This is a genomic window from Klebsiella sp. 10982 (assembly GCF_048589245.1).
Taxonomy (GTDB): Bacteria; Pseudomonadota; Gammaproteobacteria; order Enterobacterales; family Enterobacteriaceae; genus Klebsiella; species Klebsiella quasivariicola.
On record NZ_JBMAXV010000002.1, the window covers coordinates 41028 to 56308 of the forward strand.

The window sequence follows — 15281 nt, forward strand, 5'->3', positions numbered from 1 at the left end:
CTGGCCGCCGGGTTAACCGGCGGCTGATATGAGACCGTCATGAAAAATTTCATCCTGAGGCGCTTGCTGCAAACGCTGCCGATGCTGCTGCTGGCCTCGTTCATCATTTTTATGCTGTTCGCCAAAACCCCCGGCGACTTTATCGATGGCAATATCACCCTGACCGCCGCCCGCGCTGCGGAGCTGAAGGCGATCTACGGCCTCGACCAGCCGCTGTTCACCCGCTACCTCCACTGGCTGGGACAGCTGCTGCACGGCGATTTAGGCTTTTCACTGCAATATCAGATCCCGGTCAGCCAGTTGCTCAACCAGTACATCTGGAACTCTTTTCTGCTGGCCAGCGTCGCGCTGGTCTTTTACTGGGGCATTGGCCTGGCGGTCGGCGTGGTTTCCGCCCTGCGGCCCGGCTCCTGGTTTGACCATCTGGTAAGCGTCGCGGTGTTTGCCGCCATGTCGTTCCCCACCTTTTTCCTCTGCCTGCTGCTGATTAAATGGTTTGCCGTCGATCTCCACTGGCTACCGGTAGGCGGGATGACCAATACCGGCAGCGACGAGAGCGGCTGGCAGTATGTGCTACAAGTGGCCGCCCACCTGGCGCTGCCGGTGCTGGCGCTGGTGATGCTGCAGGCGGGCAGCCTGACGCGCTATGTGCGCGCCAGTATGCTCGACGTGGTGAAAATGGATTTTATCCGTACCGCCCGCGCCAAGGGATTGCAGGAGCGCACGGTGATCCTCAAACATGCCCTGCGCAACGCCCTGCTGCCGATTATCACCCTGCTGGGCTTCGAGCTGCCGGGGCTGTTCTCCGGGGCGATCATTACCGAAAAGGTATTCAACTGGCCGGGGGCGGGCCACATTCATATCGACTCGCTGGCCGCCCGCGACTATCCGGTGCTGATGGGGTTTACCCTGTTTCTGGCGGTGCTGACGATCGTCGGGAATCTGCTCGCCGACGTGCTGTACGCCTGGGCCGATCCGCGTATTCGGGTGAGGTCGTGATGATCCTGTCTTACTTTGCTTCCCGTCGCCGCCAGCGGCAGGCGGCTATCCCGGCGCTGGCGCATATTCCCCCCTCTCTCTGGCGCCAGGGGTGGCGACAGCTACGCCGTAACCGGCTGGCCATGTTCTGCCTGATCCTGCTGGCGGTGATGGCGGTGTGGTGCGTGCTGGGGCCCGTCTGGTCGCCGTGGAAAGAGGATGCCACCGATGCTCTGAGCATCAACCAACCGCCTGGGGCGGAACACTGGCTCGGGACCGATTTTCTTGGTCGCGATGTCTACACCCGCCTGCTGCTGGCCGGGCGCATCTCGCTGATTATCGGCCTGCTGACCATGGTGATGTCGGTGTGCCTCGGCTACCTGCTCGGTGCCCTCTCGGGGTATCTCGGCGGGTTAACCGACAAACTGATCATGCGGGTGGCCGACCTGGTGATGACCATCCCCGGGTTACCGCTGTTGATCGTCGCCGGGGCGATGCTTTCCGAGCTCGATTTTTCGCCGGACTCGCGCATTTATATGGTGGTGGTGATGCTCAGCCTGCTGGAGTGGCCCCGACTGGCGCGGCTGGTGCGCGGACAATGTCTCTCCCTGCGCGAACGCGATTTTATGCTGGCCACCCAGGTGCTGGGCCTGTCGGCGCGTCGCCGGCTGTTTGGCCACCTGCTGCCGAATACCATTCCGATTCTGGTGGTGATGGCGACCATGGCCGTCGCCAACGCTATTCTCAGTGAATCCGCGCTGAGCTATCTCGGCCTTGGCGTGGTGCCGCCGACGCCGTCGTGGGGCAATATGATGGATGCCGCCAATAGCCTGATCGATTTCCAGCGCCGCCCCTGGCTGTGGATGCCGCCGGGCATCGCCATCTTTATCACCGTGATCGCCATCAACGTGCTGGGCGATGGCCTGCGCGACGCCATGGATCCCAATATGAAACCGAGGCTGAAATGACCACGCCGTTAGTCTCCTTTAATCATCTTTCCGTCTCTTTCGCCGGGGAACGCACTCGCGTGCGCGCGGTGCAGGAGGTCTCTTTCACTATACAGGCCGGGCAAACCGTTGGCGTAGTGGGCGAATCCGGCTGCGGCAAAAGCGTCACCGCCATGGCGCTGATGGGCCTTCTGCCGCCGCAGGCCGCGCGCATCGACGGCGGTGAGATCCGTTTCGCGGACCGCGATCTGCTGCGACTGAAAGCCAGACAGATGGCCGACCTGCGCGGCCACCAGCTGGCCATGATCTTTCAGGAACCGATGTCGGCCCTGAACCCGGTGTTGACCATCGGGGAGCAGCTGTGCGAACCGCCGATCCGCCACCTCGGCGCCACGCCGAAAGCCGCCTGGCAGCAGGCCATCCAGCTGTTAAGCGAGGTCGGCCTGGCGCGCGGCGACAGCCTGATGACCCGCTATCCTCACCAGCTTTCCGGCGGCATGCTGCAGCGGGTGGTGATTGCCATGGCGCTGAGCTGTCAGCCCAAACTGCTGATTGCCGACGAACCGACCACCGCGCTGGACGTCACCGTGCAGGCGCAAATCCTGCGCCTGCTGCGCGACCGGGCGCGGGCCAGCCAGATGGCGATGATGCTGATTACCCACGATCTTGGAGTGATCGCGCAGATGGCCGAGCAGGTAGTGGTGATGTATGCCGGACGGATCGTGGAACAGGGCGCCACCGCAGAGGTGCTACGGCATCCGCAACATCCTTACACGCGGGGGCTGATCGCCTCCCGCCCGGTGCCGGGTGAGCGGCATCGGCGGCTGTACTCAATTCCCGGCCAGGTGCCGGACCTGGCCGCCCTGCCGGCGGGCTGCGCCTTTGCCGGGCGCTGCGAGCGGGCGACAGCGCGCTGCCGGGAGGCGATTCCGCCCCTGCTCGGCGAGCGCCATCGAGCCGCCTGCCTTTATAGCGAATTTGCGGAGGCGACAGCATGAGTGAACGCTATGTCATTGAAGTGGATGGATTGAAAAAATATTTTCCCCTGCGAGACGGCCTGTTTGGCCAGCAGACCGGCGAGCTTCGCGCGGTGGACGGCGTCAGCTTTAACATCCGTCCGGGCACCATTTTTGGCCTGGTGGGCGAATCCGGCAGCGGTAAAACCACCGTCGGCCGGACCCTGCTTGGCCTGTATGAGAAAAGTGCCGGCAGCGTGAAATTTCACGGTCAGGAGCTGGCCGACCTTACCGCGCCTGCCCTGCGCGCCATCCGGCCCAGAATGCAGCTGGTGTTTCAGGACCCCTACAGCTCACTGAACCCGCGGCTGCGTATTGGCGACGCGATTGGCGAAGCCATGCTGCAGCACAAGCTGTGCACCCCCGATGAGCTGTATGACCGGGTGATCGCCGTGATGAAAATCTGTGGCCTGGCGCCGGAACACTACGCCCGCTTCCCGCATCAGTTCTCCGGCGGCCAGCGCCAGCGGATCGGTATTGCCCGGGCGCTGATCCTCAACCCGGATTTTATCGTCGCTGATGAGCCCATCTCGGCTCTCGATGTGTCGATTCAGGCGCAGATCATCAATTTGTTTTCCGATCTGCGCGACGACCGCGGCGTCACCTTCCTGTTTATCTCCCACGATCTCGGGGTGGTGGAGCATTTGTGTGACGATGTGGCGGTAATGTATCTGGGACAGCTGGTGGAAAGCGCCAGCCGCGATGCGCTGTTCAGTCGCCCTCTCCACCCCTATACCCGCGCCCTGCTGGCCGCGGTGCCGACCCTCGATCCGCACAGCGAACCGCAGGCGCTGGTGCAAGGCGAGATCCCGGATCCGGCCAATCCGCCCCCCGGTTGCCGCTTTTCATCCCGCTGCCCGCAGGTCAGCGAACATTGCCGGAGAGAGGCTCCGGCGCTGCGCGAGGTGGTCCCGGGCCATCGGGTCGCCTGTCATTGGGTCTCCCCCTGAGCACGGTCGGCGGGGTTGTTTATTTCTAAACAACCGGCCGATTGTGCGCGACGGCGCCAGGCTTTACTATCCGCTTCGTCTTGTGAGACGCGTTATGAATGAAGCGTAATATTTTTGTTCTTTTTGCCCGATGGCTTCGGGCATTTTTTTCTCCATGCCCGGGAGCGATCCTGCTGGCACCCCATTTAGCGGGGCGCGGTCGCCCGTCTGTCAAAACGCAGCAATGGAATTGCTCGTCCGCGCCCCGCTATCCCTTTCCCGCCAGCGCTCAAAAGCCTTCTGAAAATAAGAAATGATGAGATTGCCTGGGGTATAGCTTTATCTTATTTTTTAAGCGTGTACTCCCCATTAAGGAAACAACATCATGCTTAAGCGTCGCACTCTCAAAACAGCACTGGCGGCGGTTATTTCTCTTGCCGTCATGGCCGCGCCGGTCTATGCCAACCCGGGTAACGGCAACAGTAATGGTGGTGGTAATCACGGGAACAGTGGTAACCATGGCAATAGCGGCAATCATGGTAACAGCAGTAACAATGGCGACCATGGCAATAAAGGCCAGAATAAAGGTCAGTCCACTGACGATCATGGCAAGCGCAAAAACTACGGTAAACCCGACCACGTCGACAGCGATATTAGCTTTTCGCGGGCGCGCTCCCTTGCCGTGAACTACGGTCTGGTCGGCTATCAGGCGCTGCCGCCGGGTATCGCCAAAAACGTCGCCCGCGGCAAACCGCTCCCTCCGGGTATCGCGAAAAAGACCCTGCCGGCTTCGATGATTAACGACCTGCCCTATTATCCTGGCTATGAATGGCGCGCGATCGGCGATGACCTGGTGCTGGTCGCCCTGAGCACGGCGATCGTCACCGCCGTGATTAACGGTGTATTTGACTAACTCATCGGTTTATTGGAAAGCCTCGCCCCGGCGAGGCTTTTTTGTGCCTGATGCCGGAGCGTGACGACTCACCGGCATAACCAGTATGATAACGGTTCAACCAACCCGAGACCGACTATGGACAAAGACACAGTAGTGACGCTGTTGAAATACAAGCGCTGGATTGACCTTGCCACCTTGCAGGCGATCCGCGCAATTGACGGAACGGTATATGGTGAAAAACGTCATCTGACCCTCAGGCTGATGAACCATATCCATGTCGTTGATATGATTTTTCGGGCGAACCTGCGCGGCAGGCCGCACGGTTATACCGCGCTGAATACCCCCGAGACGCCAACCGTTGATCAGCTGGAGACGGCCATGACCGCCTGTACAGATGAGTACATTCAGTACGTCAGCGCCATGACCCCCACCGATTTCCACGAACGTATCGCCTTCAAATTTGTCGACGGCGGTGACGGCAATATGACCGCGATGGAGATGCTGAACCACATGCTCTTTCACGGCGCCTATCACCGTGGGGCGGTGGGCTGGATGATTGGCGAATGCGGCGGTGTGCCGCCGAAAGAGGTGCTGACGGTTTTCCTGCGCGACCATCATTCCTGAGGATGCGAAACCATCAGCCGTGAATCGCGCGGAGGATCAGCAGAAGTTCTGCCTGATGACGAGTATGGGTTTTCCGGTACAGGGCGCTGAGGTGGGTTCTGATGGTGGCGATGGATACGCCCAGATGTAAGGCGCATTCATCCGGGGTCATGCCCCGCACCAGCAGCTCCGCCACCGCATTCTCGGCGGGCTTGACGTTAAACAGCTCCATCAAGGCGCTGCCGGTGAGAAACGGCTCGGGAATAATCACGCAGGCGACCCCGGCAAGACGGGCTGCCGGGATCACGAGGATCGGTTTCGGCTGACGCCCGGCGGTATAGCACAGCCCTGCCTTCGGCGGCTCTGCCGTCCGGGTGGCCTGCTCGATGGCGCGTTTCAGCTTTTTACTGTCGGTATCGAGGCACAGCGTATCGCCCCCGCTATACCAGGAGAGGCGGGCGTTGGCGCGCAGGTAGCGTTCGGCATGCGCGCTGGCGTAGAGAATTTTACCGCCATGATCCACCAGCCATACCGGGTAGATCCCGTTGTCCATCACCGCGCTCTGGTATTTTATAGTGTCCCGCAGCTGTTCAAAGCGGGCGTGAAGCTGGCAGGCAGTTTTTAACGCCGGGATCAGGCGCCTGAACAGTTCAAACTGCACCGGCTGCGGATAAGCCGCCGTATTGGCCGTCATCAGTGACAGATAGGTGGCATAGCCATTGATGGTGCACAGCTTGACGCTGGTGAGATTATTCAGGTCGTTGGGGTGATGAAATTCATTGTAATAGACGCTGCCGGCAATAAACTTATCGCCTAAATATTCCCGGTCCCGATATATTTGCCCGACCGGTAACGCGGTCAATATTTTTTCGGCGGGATCGATAGCCAGAAAGACGTCGCGATAGGCGGTAAAGACCTTCTCCTCGAGCAGGAATGAATCTGTCAACAGATGGGCGTTGCCTTTATCGTAAAACAGAAATGCCGCGTACTGATGGCCGGTCAGTAACGCCAGTTTCTGCAATGCCGATTTCCACAAATCGGGATCCAGGGTGGCCATCAGCACCGTTTCCAGGATCTCGATGTAAATCAGTTCCGGATCAATCGCCATAACGACACCTGTGAGTCACTGTTTCCGCTGCCGGGGCGGCGCATATGGCCGCCCTAATCAGCATAGTTCCGCCAGCGAAACAATGACAGTCCCGGCTCGCTCAGCAGACCGGGACGCGTAATGCCACCGCGCTAGCAAGGGGGTTCAGGATCCACTGTCGCGGGTTTGGATAGCGCCCCCCTTCCGGCATAGCGTCCGCCAGACCATCAGGGCGCACAGCAGGGTGACGACCGCCAGCGCGGTAAACAGCAACGTATAAGCAGAGTCATAGCTCTCGCGCAGCAAGCGGCGGGAAACGTCAGGCAAAAGCGCCGCCGCCTGCGCCATATTTCCGGCCCCCAGCCAGCCTGCGGCGCGGTCAATCACCTCAGGCGCATACCCGTGAACGCGACTCTGCAGCGTCAGGGTATTACTTGCCGTCAGTCCCGCGGAAACGACCGCCAGGGCGATCCCCTCGCCGGCAACGCGAACGGTGTTGAACAGGCCTGCCGCCATACCGGCTTTCGCCACCGGCACAGCGGAAATCGCCAGGCCGTCCATCAGCCCCCAGGGAAACGCCGCCCCTGCCCCGCAGAGGATCAGCGCCAGCACCAGCAGCGGAAGGTGGTTACTGTGAAAAGCATCTCCCAGCAACAGCAACCCGACGGAGGCCATCACCAGTCCCGCCGTGGAGACCCTCCCGGGCGAAAACCAGCGGGTGAGCAGGGCCGCAACGGATGGAAAAACCAGCATCGGCGTGGTCAACGCCATCAGATACAGCGCGCTCTGCGACGCACTCATCCCCTCTCCGCCCATAAAATGCAGCGGAACAATAATCAGCAGGACAACATAGCAACAGCAGGTGGCGACAGGCAGTAACAGCACGCCGACAAAACGCGGATGGCGTAACAGGGAGATGTCCAGCACCGGGTTGTTCACTCTCTGACAGCGCACGACAAACGCAACGAACAGCCCCCCCGATGCGATGAACAAGGCCAGCGTGATCAGCGATAAAAGACCACGGGCCGGAATGACCATAAGCGATGCAGTAAACAGCATCAGGGCCAGGGTAAACAGGAGTAAGCCGAGGTTGTCGGGTTTCCGCGGCTCGCTTTTTTCTGCCGCAGGCAGAGATCCCAGGCCGATAAGCAGCACCCCTGCCGAGAGCAGCGCAAACAGGGCGTATACGCCGCGCCAGCCCACCGCGTTGGTGATGAAGCCGATCACCAGCGGGCCAAACGCCAGGCCAACGCCGAACACCGTGCCCAGGATGCTGAATGCCCGGGTCCGCTGAGCGCCGTCATACAGCTGGGCCAGCGCCGCGCTGCCGCTGGCTAAAATCATCGCCGCGGCCAGGCCCTGCAGTGACCTCAGCGTGCCTGACAGGAAGAGATTGTGTGTCAGGCAAAACAGCAGGCTGCTCAGGCAAAACAGCGCGGCGCCGGCGATAAAAATACGTTTTCTGTCGATGGCATCCGCCGTCACCCCTGCAGCCAGCAAAAAGCTGCCGAAGGTCAGCATAAAGCCATTGGTCAACCACGACAGCGCAGCGGGAGAACCGCCCAGCGACTGCTGTATCGCGGGGGTGGTCATGACGCCGCCGGTAAAACTTAACGGCAGCAGCAAGGCCGCCATAAAGACAGAAAGCGCGGCCAGGGCGCTGGCGTATCGGGAAGGTGTTCTGGCGGTGAGTAACATCGGGCGGTCCTCATCAGTCGGCTAGGAATGAATAAACTGTCGCCATCCTATTGCGGATGTTCTTGCCGATAAATAGACTGCAAATATCTTCTTAAGAGACATAAGGTTTATAATCGATGGACAGCCTCACCTCGCTGACGTCCTTTGTCCGCACCGCCGAAACGTTAAGCTTTGTTCAGGCCGCCAGGCTGCTGGGCATATCTGCCTCGGCGGTGGGTAAGAATGTCGCCCGGCTTGAGCATAAACTGGGGGTCCGGCTGTTCAACCGCAGCACCAGAAACGTCAGTCTGACGGCGGAAGGGGCCGCGTTTCTGACGCGCTGCCAGAGTATCCTGGAGCAGATCCAGGAGGCCGAGTCTGAGCTGACGAGCCGTCTCTCGCAGCCCACCGGCAAACTGAGGATTTCCCTGCCTGTCATCGGCTACCGCCTGCTGCTCCCCGCCCTCACCGCCTTTACCCGTCTTTATCCGCAGGTTGAACTGGATCTCGACTTTAGTGACCGGCTGGTCAATCTGATCGATGAAGGATTCGATGTCGCTATTCGCAGCGGTGAATTAGCGGACTCCCGCTTGATCGCCAGAAAGCTGGGGGGCTTTCGTTTTGTGCTCTGCGCCAGTCCGGCTTATCTGGCGGAATACGGCGTTCCCGGCTCGCCAGCGGAATTGGCGGCGCACAAGTGCATTTTTTTCCGCTTCCCCGCGACGGGGCTGATCCAGCCCTGGGAGCTACGCGATATGCGGCTGACGGGAGATTTCAGGGCCGCTTCCGTGATAACGGTCAATAACATTGAGGCCGTCATTCGCTTAAGCACGGCGGAAATGGGCATCGGCTATGTGCCTGATTTTGTCGTGCGCGAGGCCATGGATGAGGGACGGCTGCAGGAGGTGTTGCCCGGCTGTTGCGTGAAGGAAGGGCATTTCTCGGTCCTGTGGCCCGCCAGCCGCTATCTGTCATCGCGAATACGTTGCTTCATCGATTTTATGGCTGCGGCAGAGATACCCTTGTCACCCGCATCGGCGCCCCCACCCCTTGTATCAAACAATTTGAGGTGATTAGCTACCCCCACTGAAGCAGAGTGTGCCCCCCTCTTCCCTTTAGGTCAGAAAAGCCTGCACCGCTGAATCCTGATCTGCAGCGTATGGCCCTCCGCTTCACCTTTCACACCAGCTCCTCTGGGTGAAGGTTAGTGGGTTTGAGGTTTACTCAACCACTACAACGATTTTGCCAACCTGTCCATTTGCTTCCATATAGCGCTGTGCATCCGCAATATCCTCAAGCGGGAATGTTTTATCAATGACAGGTTTCAGTTTGCCGGAACGTAACCCTTCGGTGACGAAGGATTTTGCGCGTGCCATTTTTTCAGGGTCCGTCGTAATTTCAAACAGCTCATATCCACGCAGCGTGAGATGCTTACCGAGAATATCAAAGACAGGCACAAGCAGGTCGCGGCTGTCTAGCGCGCCGTACTGGAAGAACATCCCTTGCGGTGCCATCACCTGGGTCAGTTTTGCCACGTCCGGCCCACCGACAGGATCAAAAACAATATGGGCGCCCATGCCATCTGTCGCATGATTGATTTCCGCAACCATATCCTGCTCAGCGCTAGCGATAACAGTGGCGGCACCCGCTTTAAGAAGCATGTCTCTTTTTTCGGCAGTTCGGGTAAGCGCAATGGGTTTAGCACCCAGCATGTTAGCAATCTGTATGGCAGCCAGTCCTACGCTGCTTGATGCTGCGCGGATCACAACATTCTGCCCAGCCTGAAGGTTGCCATATTCAACCAGCGCGCCATATGCAGTGACATACATCATCCAGCTTGCAGCGGCTTCCTCAAAGGAAAGATTTTCAGGATGCTTCACAACAGCGTGCACAGGTGCATTGACCAGTTCGCCGTACATGCCGTATTCATTAAACATAAACGAAGGGATTACGCTGACCAGATCGCCAGTGGTAAACGCCTCAACATTCTCACCTACGGCCTGCACAACGCCAGCCGCTTCATAACCAAGACGTGCCGGAAATTCCGGCTCAATAACATATTGGCCGTTGCGGTACATGATTTCTGCACGATTAAGACCGATAGCATGTACGCGAATCTGAACTTCACCCGCTGCTGGTGCGGGCACCTCCATATCGACAATTTCCAAAACTTCCGGACCACCGGTGCGGTTAAAGGTAACAACTTTAGACATATTCAGCTCTCGTCAGTTATCAGCACATCTTTCGAATATTGTTGAAGACATGCCCGGTTTATTTACTGACAATCTACGCTGCTATAAACGTACCAAAAATAGCTGACAGGGAACTTCAGTATTAATTATCTGTTAACAATCCATTGGTTTCAGCGGTTCTGCATGGTCAGAACCTCACTGAACCAGTCGATAAAGACCCGTACTTTGGGCGAAAGGTAGCGCCTGTCCGGATACAGCACCGACACGGGCTTAGACACAGAAGGGTATTGCGTCAGAATCTCTTCAAGAGCGCCGGAAGCAATATGTGGAGCAAGGGCGTTAAAGGTGGCCTGGATTATGCCGAGGCCCGCCAGTCCACAGGAGAGCAGAATATCTGAATTATCAACCAGCATGCTGCCTACGGGACGCAACGAAACAATCTTCCCGTCCTTAGTAAATTTCCATTCTATCACATCACGACTGTGGTCGCTGAAAAAGTTTATTGCCCGATGCTGATCCAGATCCGCAAGTGTTTCCGGTCGTCCATATTGTTGCAAGTAAGACGGGGCTGCACAGGTGACCATCCTGATGTCACCAAGACGTCTGGAGATAAAACTCGAATCCTGAAGCTCACCCAGGCGGACAAGACAGTCCACACCTTCAGTAATGAGATCGGTTTTTTTGTCCGATGAAACCAATATGACATCAATGTCAGGATACAGTGACTGGAAATGTTTGAGATTAGGGATCAGTATGGCGTGAGCCAGCGCCAGCGGGACATCAAGCCTGAGCCGCCCCCGAGGTGGAAGGGTAGGTGAAAAACTCGCCATCATGTCATTAACTTCAGACAATACAAGCCTGGCACGATGATAAAACGCCTCCCCTTCAGCCGTAACGCTCAACTTACGGGTAGTGCGATGGATGAGTTTTACGCCGAGGTCGTCCTCTATCTGCTGTATCGCTTTGCTCACGGTGGGACGATGAATCTGCAGAATGTCAGCGGCTCTGGTAAAGCTGCCCTGCTCAACAACCTGTACGAAAATATTAAGGTATTCAATCATGTTTGAATGCACGTGATCACCTGGCTTTAGTTAGGCTGTTCGTAGCTGGTATTGTAAAGTAAACATTTCCGATGGGCATCAAGCTAAGGACTTGATGGCTTTCAAAATGTCCGCTCCTGGCTCGAAGCGGGCGTACTGGGTGCGTTTAAAGTCCGCTGTGAGCGAGGAGCGGACATTGAACACATGAGTTATAGCCAGCCCAAGGTTTAGAATCTGCCGTCCTGAACTTGTAGCGAATAGATTTTATCCTGCCAGAAGCACAAGAAAACTCAGACTGATAATGTGATGGACATATCCATGCAACGCAGGTCGGTTTTGGCAAGTCTTGAGGGGGATGTCGTTTCTTTGATAAACATAAAACCATGCTTTTCGTAGAAAGTTTGCGCGTTTGGTGTTGAGGTCAAGATTAACTGTTTCAACCCTCTTTTAACCGCCTCATCTTTAATCGTCTCAATAATCAGGCTAGCAAAACCTTTACCAAAATAATCCGGCAATGTAAAAATAGCTTCTACGCTACCTTCGGTAAGATCCAGATACCCCGTCGCCACCAATCCTGCATCAGGCAGCTCGACAACAAAAAAAGGATTTTCCGTAATAACCGCCCTGTAATGTTCAGGCATAGCTTCAGGCGTCCAGGCCTCGAGCACACTGGCACAATAACTTGGCTTACATCCTTCCCGGATAGAAAGATTCCTTATATTCCAACACTCCTCTGCCTCTTCAGGTACTGCAAGCCTGATTTTCATTTTTTCTTCCTTTTCGCCTTATTATATTTATAGATTTATCATGAAACGGTTTCGTTTAAACCTCTTTGTTTAACAAAAGAAGAAAGTCCGCTTCTGGCACAGAGCAGATGAGTTCACTGCGCCAAAGGTCCGCCATTAGCGAATTACGCACCTAAAAATGTTGTTTCAAACGTGCGATGTAGATTGATTTTCTACCCGGTTTCAAAAGAACCGACAGATGCCAGGTCTGCGGGTAGATTGCTTCAGCTCCAGCACCCTTTTAACATGGGCTATACCCGCGATATCGCCTGCTGACTACGGTTGCAGATAGGGCTGAAACCCTTTTCATCCACACCGCTGGCGGTGACTGGGGTTAATGGAAACGCCGGCAAACCGGTAAACATCCATGTTTCTCCTGAAGGGTATTACTGCTGTTGTTCTTCGATGACAGCAACGTCAAACCACAGGCCGGGCATCATTTTTTCCAGGCCGTCGGTCAGCATCTTTCCGGCTTCGTGCAGTTTCTCCAGCGGCATCTGCGGTAAGCTTTCCAGAATGAACCACATTTGCTGAGCGTCCACGCCCAGGCGGGTTCTGATCCCCTGTCGCCAGTTCCAGCGGCGGCAGGTCACGCCGGTATCATCACACCAGATAACCTCTCCTTGTGAAGGATATTCAACGGCCGTTTCACCCTCTTTGACGGTATCAAAAGGCTCTGTTCCGTTTGCCACAGCCAGACGTGGTGACCCCTGATAGGCAGAGATATTCTCCCCACCAACCGGTACGGCGTAGCGGAGACTCACGGCGTTATAAAGATCAACGATGGGATCGAGCGCGGGCATCGTTCCGTCACGTAATACGCGCTTACGTAACGCATCAGCTGAGCAAGGGGTGCGTTTAGGTTTGGCACCAAACTTTTGAAAAACGTCGGCCCAGGCTGCCAGATGAGATTCCGCCCACTCCGGTTCACCGGCCAGCACGGCTTCACAGGCTTCCCGCAGCGCGGTTTCTCCAGCGCCGGGATGAAGCACTGGCGCAGCTTTCACGCAGATACTGAGCGCCCGAAAACCTGGGGCAATACGATAAATTTCAGGGGCAATTGACGGCGATACTGTTAACACGTGATAATCCTGTAATGACTAATTTATCCCATGATAATGACCGATGACCAAAAAAGTCAATTTAATGACCGATGCAAATGCTATCGTCAACACAGTGAATGAAGCCGTATCTCAGCGAATAAAACGGTATCGTAAGCAAAAGAAAATCTCCCTCGATGAACTCTCCCGTCAGGCAGGCGTCAGCAAGGGAGCGCTGGTTGAGATTGAGGGATGCCGGGCCAATCCCAGCATTGCCCTGTTATGCCGACTGGCTGCCGCGATGGGGGTTTCGGTGGCTGATTTTGTTGATGTCAGTTCCAAACCGACTGTGCATCTCATTGCTGAAGATGAGATCCCAGAATTGTGGGAAGGTGAAAAAGGCGGGAGAGCAAGACTGCTCGCAGGGTCGGGTGGGCCTGATATGACCGAGCTCTGGATGTGGGAAATGCAGCCGGGGGAAAAGTTTGCTTCACCGGGCCACACGGAAGGAACGCTTGAACTGTTTTATGTTCAGTCGGGCACGCTCACACTGGGGGTAAAGGACCATTTGTATCGGGTAAAAACCGGCTGTTCGGCAACGGCCAGAACGGACGTTCCTCATTTCTACGAAAACCAGGGGGAGAGCCCGCTGGTATTTATCATGACCGTGCATGAAAAAGCATCCTGAGCATTCCCCGGAACAGAGGACAACCCGCTGCCTCATTACAAGTAGCCCAGAAGGAAAAATTCGGTGAATAATCAGCATCTGCGTTTTACCAAAGGTCAGTTTACTGTCACAACCGATCCCGCCTTTTTTCAGCTGGAAGCCATTCACGATTACCTCTCGCAATCGTCCTGGGCTGCGGGCATTGATGCAGAAACGGTCAGGATATCAATCCAGAACAGCCTTTGTTTTGCGCTTCTGGATGGAACAAGACAAATCGGCTTCGCCCGACTGGTCACCGACTATGCCACTTTTGGTTATTTGTGCGACGTCTACGTACTGAACGATTATCAGAAAAGTGGTCTTGGTCGTTGGCTGATTGAATGCTGCCACGCCCATCCAGTGATGTCAGGTCTGCGACGGATAATGCTGGTAACCGACAGCGCGCCCTGGTTATACCAGAAGCTGGGGTATAACCCATTGAACCGACCAGATTTTGTCTGGCAAATCAATCGACCCGATATTTATCGTAAACCCGGGCAAAAATAAGAACACTTCGCAGAGAGTAATGATAAATGTTAATCCGTAGAGCCAGCCCCTCTGATGCAGAAGAGCTTGCCATTTTAGCCGAACGAACCTTCAGAAAAACGTTTGAGGAGGGTAATACGCAGAAGGATATGGATCTTCACTGCCAGGCAAGTTATTCAACAGATATTCAGTTGCAAGAAATCCTCAGAGAAGACTGGATTACAGTAGTCTGCGAAAACGAAAGCAAACTGATAGGGTATGCCCAACTGAGGTGGGAAGAATTTCCTCCCTGCGTAAATAGCATTCACGCCGGAGAAATCCTGTGTCTGTATGTCGATGAACCTTATCATGGCAAAGGATTAGCACAAGCGCTTATGCGCAAATGCTTTGCTGAATTTGCGGCAAAGGGATCGGATGTTGTCTGGTTAGGTGTCTGGGAACATAACCCAAGGGCAATCTCTTTTTACCGTAAGCTTGGGTTTACCGAGGTGGGTGAACATATCTTCCAGGTTGGGACGGATCCCCAGAGAGATATCATTATGAAACGCTCAACTTATGTTAGCTGAACAAACATTGTGATGTCCGCTCCTGGCACGAAGCGGACTAGTTATACAAGCTGAAGGTCCGCTGTGAGCGAGGAGCGGAAGTTAGTGTTAGCGGTTATTCCTTGGCATCTGAAAGCACACGACTGCGTGCACGTCAGAATGTCCTGTATGAGCTGGGATATTTCGCGGGGAAGTACTGGTACTCAAGAAGGGCGAGCACGAAAGATGTTCAGATCTTGCTGGCGTACTGTATACCGAGCTTGATGAATATGGCGGCTGGAAACGCAAATTGTTGAGCAAAGGAATATGCTGGGATCCCATTTGACAAAGAAAAAGCTCTTAGTGTCTGAAAATA

Annotated in this window: 16 protein-coding genes and 2 pseudogenes; 11 read left to right on the forward strand and 7 right to left on the reverse strand. The window is 55.9% G+C overall.

Features of this window, described 5'->3' with window-relative positions; genetic code table 11:
* The first annotated feature begins 39 nt into the window (after positions 1–39).
* The 6 genes from ACKLKD_RS01780 (at position 40) to ACKLKD_RS01805 (ending at position 5389) form a co-directional block, all read left to right on the forward strand.
* A complete protein-coding gene (locus ACKLKD_RS01780; protein ID WP_025710875.1) occupies positions 40–999 on the forward strand; it encodes an ABC transporter permease in 960 nt (319 codons plus the stop codon).
* Entirely contained in the window at positions 996–1946 is a 951-nt protein-coding gene (opp4C, locus tag ACKLKD_RS01785) for an oligopeptide ABC transporter permease (protein ID WP_087805234.1), read from the forward strand. The genes ACKLKD_RS01780 and opp4C overlap by 4 nt, the downstream gene beginning before the upstream one ends.
* Positions 1943–2923 carry an ABC transporter ATP-binding protein gene (locus ACKLKD_RS01790; protein WP_087805232.1) on the forward strand — a complete coding sequence of 327 codons (981 nt, stop codon included), beginning with the start codon at positions 1943–1945 and terminating at the stop codon, positions 2921–2923. The genes opp4C and ACKLKD_RS01790 overlap by 4 nt, the downstream gene beginning before the upstream one ends.
* The gene (locus tag ACKLKD_RS01795; RefSeq protein ID WP_025710878.1) at positions 2920–3891 is read left to right on the forward strand and encodes an ABC transporter ATP-binding protein; all 972 of its coding nucleotides are present in this window, start codon (positions 2920–2922) and stop codon (positions 3889–3891) included. The genes ACKLKD_RS01790 and ACKLKD_RS01795 overlap by 4 nt, the downstream gene beginning before the upstream one ends.
* Positions 3892–4255: 364 nt before the next feature.
* Positions 4256–4783 carry an anti-virulence regulator CigR family protein gene (locus ACKLKD_RS01800; RefSeq protein ID WP_087805230.1) on the forward strand — a complete coding sequence of 176 codons (528 nt, stop codon included), beginning with the start codon at positions 4256–4258 and terminating at the stop codon, positions 4781–4783.
* 117 nt (positions 4784–4900) lie between these two features.
* Complete coding sequence (locus ACKLKD_RS01805) at positions 4901–5389, forward strand: DinB family protein (RefSeq protein ID WP_087805227.1); 489 nt, start codon at positions 4901–4903, stop codon at positions 5387–5389.
* 36 nt (positions 5390–5425) lie between these two features.
* Here ACKLKD_RS01805 and ACKLKD_RS01810 read toward each other — a convergent pair.
* From ACKLKD_RS01810 to ACKLKD_RS01820, 3 genes and pseudogenes are all read right to left on the reverse strand, one after another.
* Positions 5426–5681, reverse strand: a pseudogene (locus ACKLKD_RS01810) (transcriptional regulator).
* Positions 5682–6362: 681 nt separating this feature from the next.
* Positions 6363–6476 (reverse strand): annotated as a pseudogene (locus ACKLKD_RS01815) (LuxR family transcriptional regulator); the annotation flags it as partial.
* 144 nt (positions 6477–6620) lie between these two features.
* Positions 6621–8153: an MFS transporter gene (locus ACKLKD_RS01820; RefSeq protein ID WP_080924167.1), complete on the reverse strand. Its 1533-nt coding sequence runs from the start codon at positions 8151–8153 to the stop codon at positions 6621–6623.
* A gap of 116 nt (positions 8154–8269) precedes the next feature.
* Here ACKLKD_RS01820 and ACKLKD_RS01825 point away from each other — a divergent pair, with 116 nt between their 5' ends.
* Complete coding sequence (locus tag ACKLKD_RS01825; protein ID WP_025710883.1) at positions 8270–9205, forward strand: LysR family transcriptional regulator; 936 nt, start codon at positions 8270–8272, stop codon at positions 9203–9205.
* A gap of 147 nt (positions 9206–9352) precedes the next feature.
* On the opposite strand, the gene ACKLKD_RS01830 is transcribed toward ACKLKD_RS01825, so the two are convergent.
* The 4 genes from ACKLKD_RS01830 to ACKLKD_RS01845 form a co-directional block, all read right to left on the reverse strand.
* Complete coding sequence (locus ACKLKD_RS01830) at positions 9353–10345, reverse strand: zinc-dependent alcohol dehydrogenase family protein (protein WP_021469699.1); 993 nt, start codon at positions 10343–10345, stop codon at positions 9353–9355.
* 149 nt (positions 10346–10494) lie between these two features.
* Complete coding sequence (locus ACKLKD_RS01835) at positions 10495–11385, reverse strand: LysR family transcriptional regulator (RefSeq protein ID WP_025710884.1); 891 nt, start codon at positions 11383–11385, stop codon at positions 10495–10497.
* 269 nt (positions 11386–11654) lie between these two features.
* The gene (locus tag ACKLKD_RS01840) at positions 11655–12131 is read right to left on the reverse strand and encodes a GNAT family N-acetyltransferase (RefSeq protein ID WP_025710885.1); all 477 of its coding nucleotides are present in this window, start codon (positions 12129–12131) and stop codon (positions 11655–11657) included.
* A 404-nt stretch (positions 12132–12535) separates the two neighbouring features.
* On the reverse strand, positions 12536–13231 hold the full coding sequence (locus ACKLKD_RS01845) for a B3/4 domain-containing protein (RefSeq protein WP_025710887.1): 696 nt from the start codon (positions 13229–13231) through the stop codon (positions 12536–12538).
* Positions 13232–13274: 43 nt separating this feature from the next.
* Here ACKLKD_RS01845 and ACKLKD_RS01850 point away from each other — a divergent pair, with 43 nt between their 5' ends.
* The 4 genes from ACKLKD_RS01850 (at position 13275) to ACKLKD_RS01865 (ending at position 15222) form a co-directional block, all read left to right on the forward strand.
* Positions 13275–13877 (forward strand): helix-turn-helix domain-containing protein, encoded by a 603-nt coding sequence (locus ACKLKD_RS01850; RefSeq protein ID WP_025710888.1) that lies wholly within the window; start codon positions 13275–13277, stop codon positions 13875–13877.
* Between the two features lie 63 nt (positions 13878–13940).
* Positions 13941–14402, forward strand: coding sequence for a GNAT family N-acetyltransferase (locus ACKLKD_RS01855; RefSeq protein ID WP_023282666.1), 462 nt, complete (start codon positions 13941–13943; stop codon positions 14400–14402).
* A 26-nt stretch (positions 14403–14428) separates the two neighbouring features.
* A complete protein-coding gene (locus ACKLKD_RS01860) occupies positions 14429–14947 on the forward strand; it encodes a GNAT family N-acetyltransferase (protein WP_025710890.1) in 519 nt (172 codons plus the stop codon).
* A 101-nt stretch (positions 14948–15048) separates the two neighbouring features.
* On the forward strand, positions 15049–15222 hold the full coding sequence (locus ACKLKD_RS01865) for a TIR domain-containing protein (protein WP_353736296.1): 174 nt from the start codon (positions 15049–15051) through the stop codon (positions 15220–15222).
* Positions 15223–15281 lie beyond the last annotated feature (59 nt).

Excerpts from the sequence above, each read along its gene's own strand:
- ACKLKD_RS01780 (WP_025710875.1), top strand. The coding sequence starts at position 40 with ATGAAAAATTTCATCCTGAGGCGCTTGCTGCAAACGCTGCCGATGCTG.
- ACKLKD_RS01790 (WP_087805232.1), top strand. The coding sequence starts at position 1,943 with ATGACCACGCCGTTAGTCTCCTTTAATCATCTTTCCGTCTCTTTCGCC.
- ACKLKD_RS01795 (WP_025710878.1), top strand. The coding sequence starts at position 2,920 with ATGAGTGAACGCTATGTCATTGAAGTGGATGGATTGAAAAAATATTTT.
- ACKLKD_RS01800 (WP_087805230.1), top strand. The coding sequence starts at position 4,256 with ATGCTTAAGCGTCGCACTCTCAAAACAGCACTGGCGGCGGTTATTTCT.
- ACKLKD_RS01805 (WP_087805227.1), top strand. The coding sequence starts at position 4,901 with ATGGACAAAGACACAGTAGTGACGCTGTTGAAATACAAGCGCTGGATT.
- ACKLKD_RS01820 (WP_080924167.1), bottom strand. The coding sequence starts at position 8,153 with ATGTTACTCACCGCCAGAACACCTTCCCGATACGCCAGCGCCCTGGCC.
- ACKLKD_RS01825 (WP_025710883.1), top strand. The coding sequence starts at position 8,270 with ATGGACAGCCTCACCTCGCTGACGTCCTTTGTCCGCACCGCCGAAACG.
- ACKLKD_RS01830 (WP_021469699.1), bottom strand. The coding sequence starts at position 10,345 with ATGTCTAAAGTTGTTACCTTTAACCGCACCGGTGGTCCGGAAGTTTTG.
- ACKLKD_RS01835 (WP_025710884.1), bottom strand. The coding sequence starts at position 11,385 with ATGATTGAATACCTTAATATTTTCGTACAGGTTGTTGAGCAGGGCAGC.
- ACKLKD_RS01840 (WP_025710885.1), bottom strand. The coding sequence starts at position 12,131 with ATGAAAATCAGGCTTGCAGTACCTGAAGAGGCAGAGGAGTGTTGGAAT.
- ACKLKD_RS01850 (WP_025710888.1), top strand. The coding sequence starts at position 13,275 with ATGACCAAAAAAGTCAATTTAATGACCGATGCAAATGCTATCGTCAAC.
- ACKLKD_RS01860 (WP_025710890.1), top strand. The coding sequence starts at position 14,429 with ATGTTAATCCGTAGAGCCAGCCCCTCTGATGCAGAAGAGCTTGCCATT.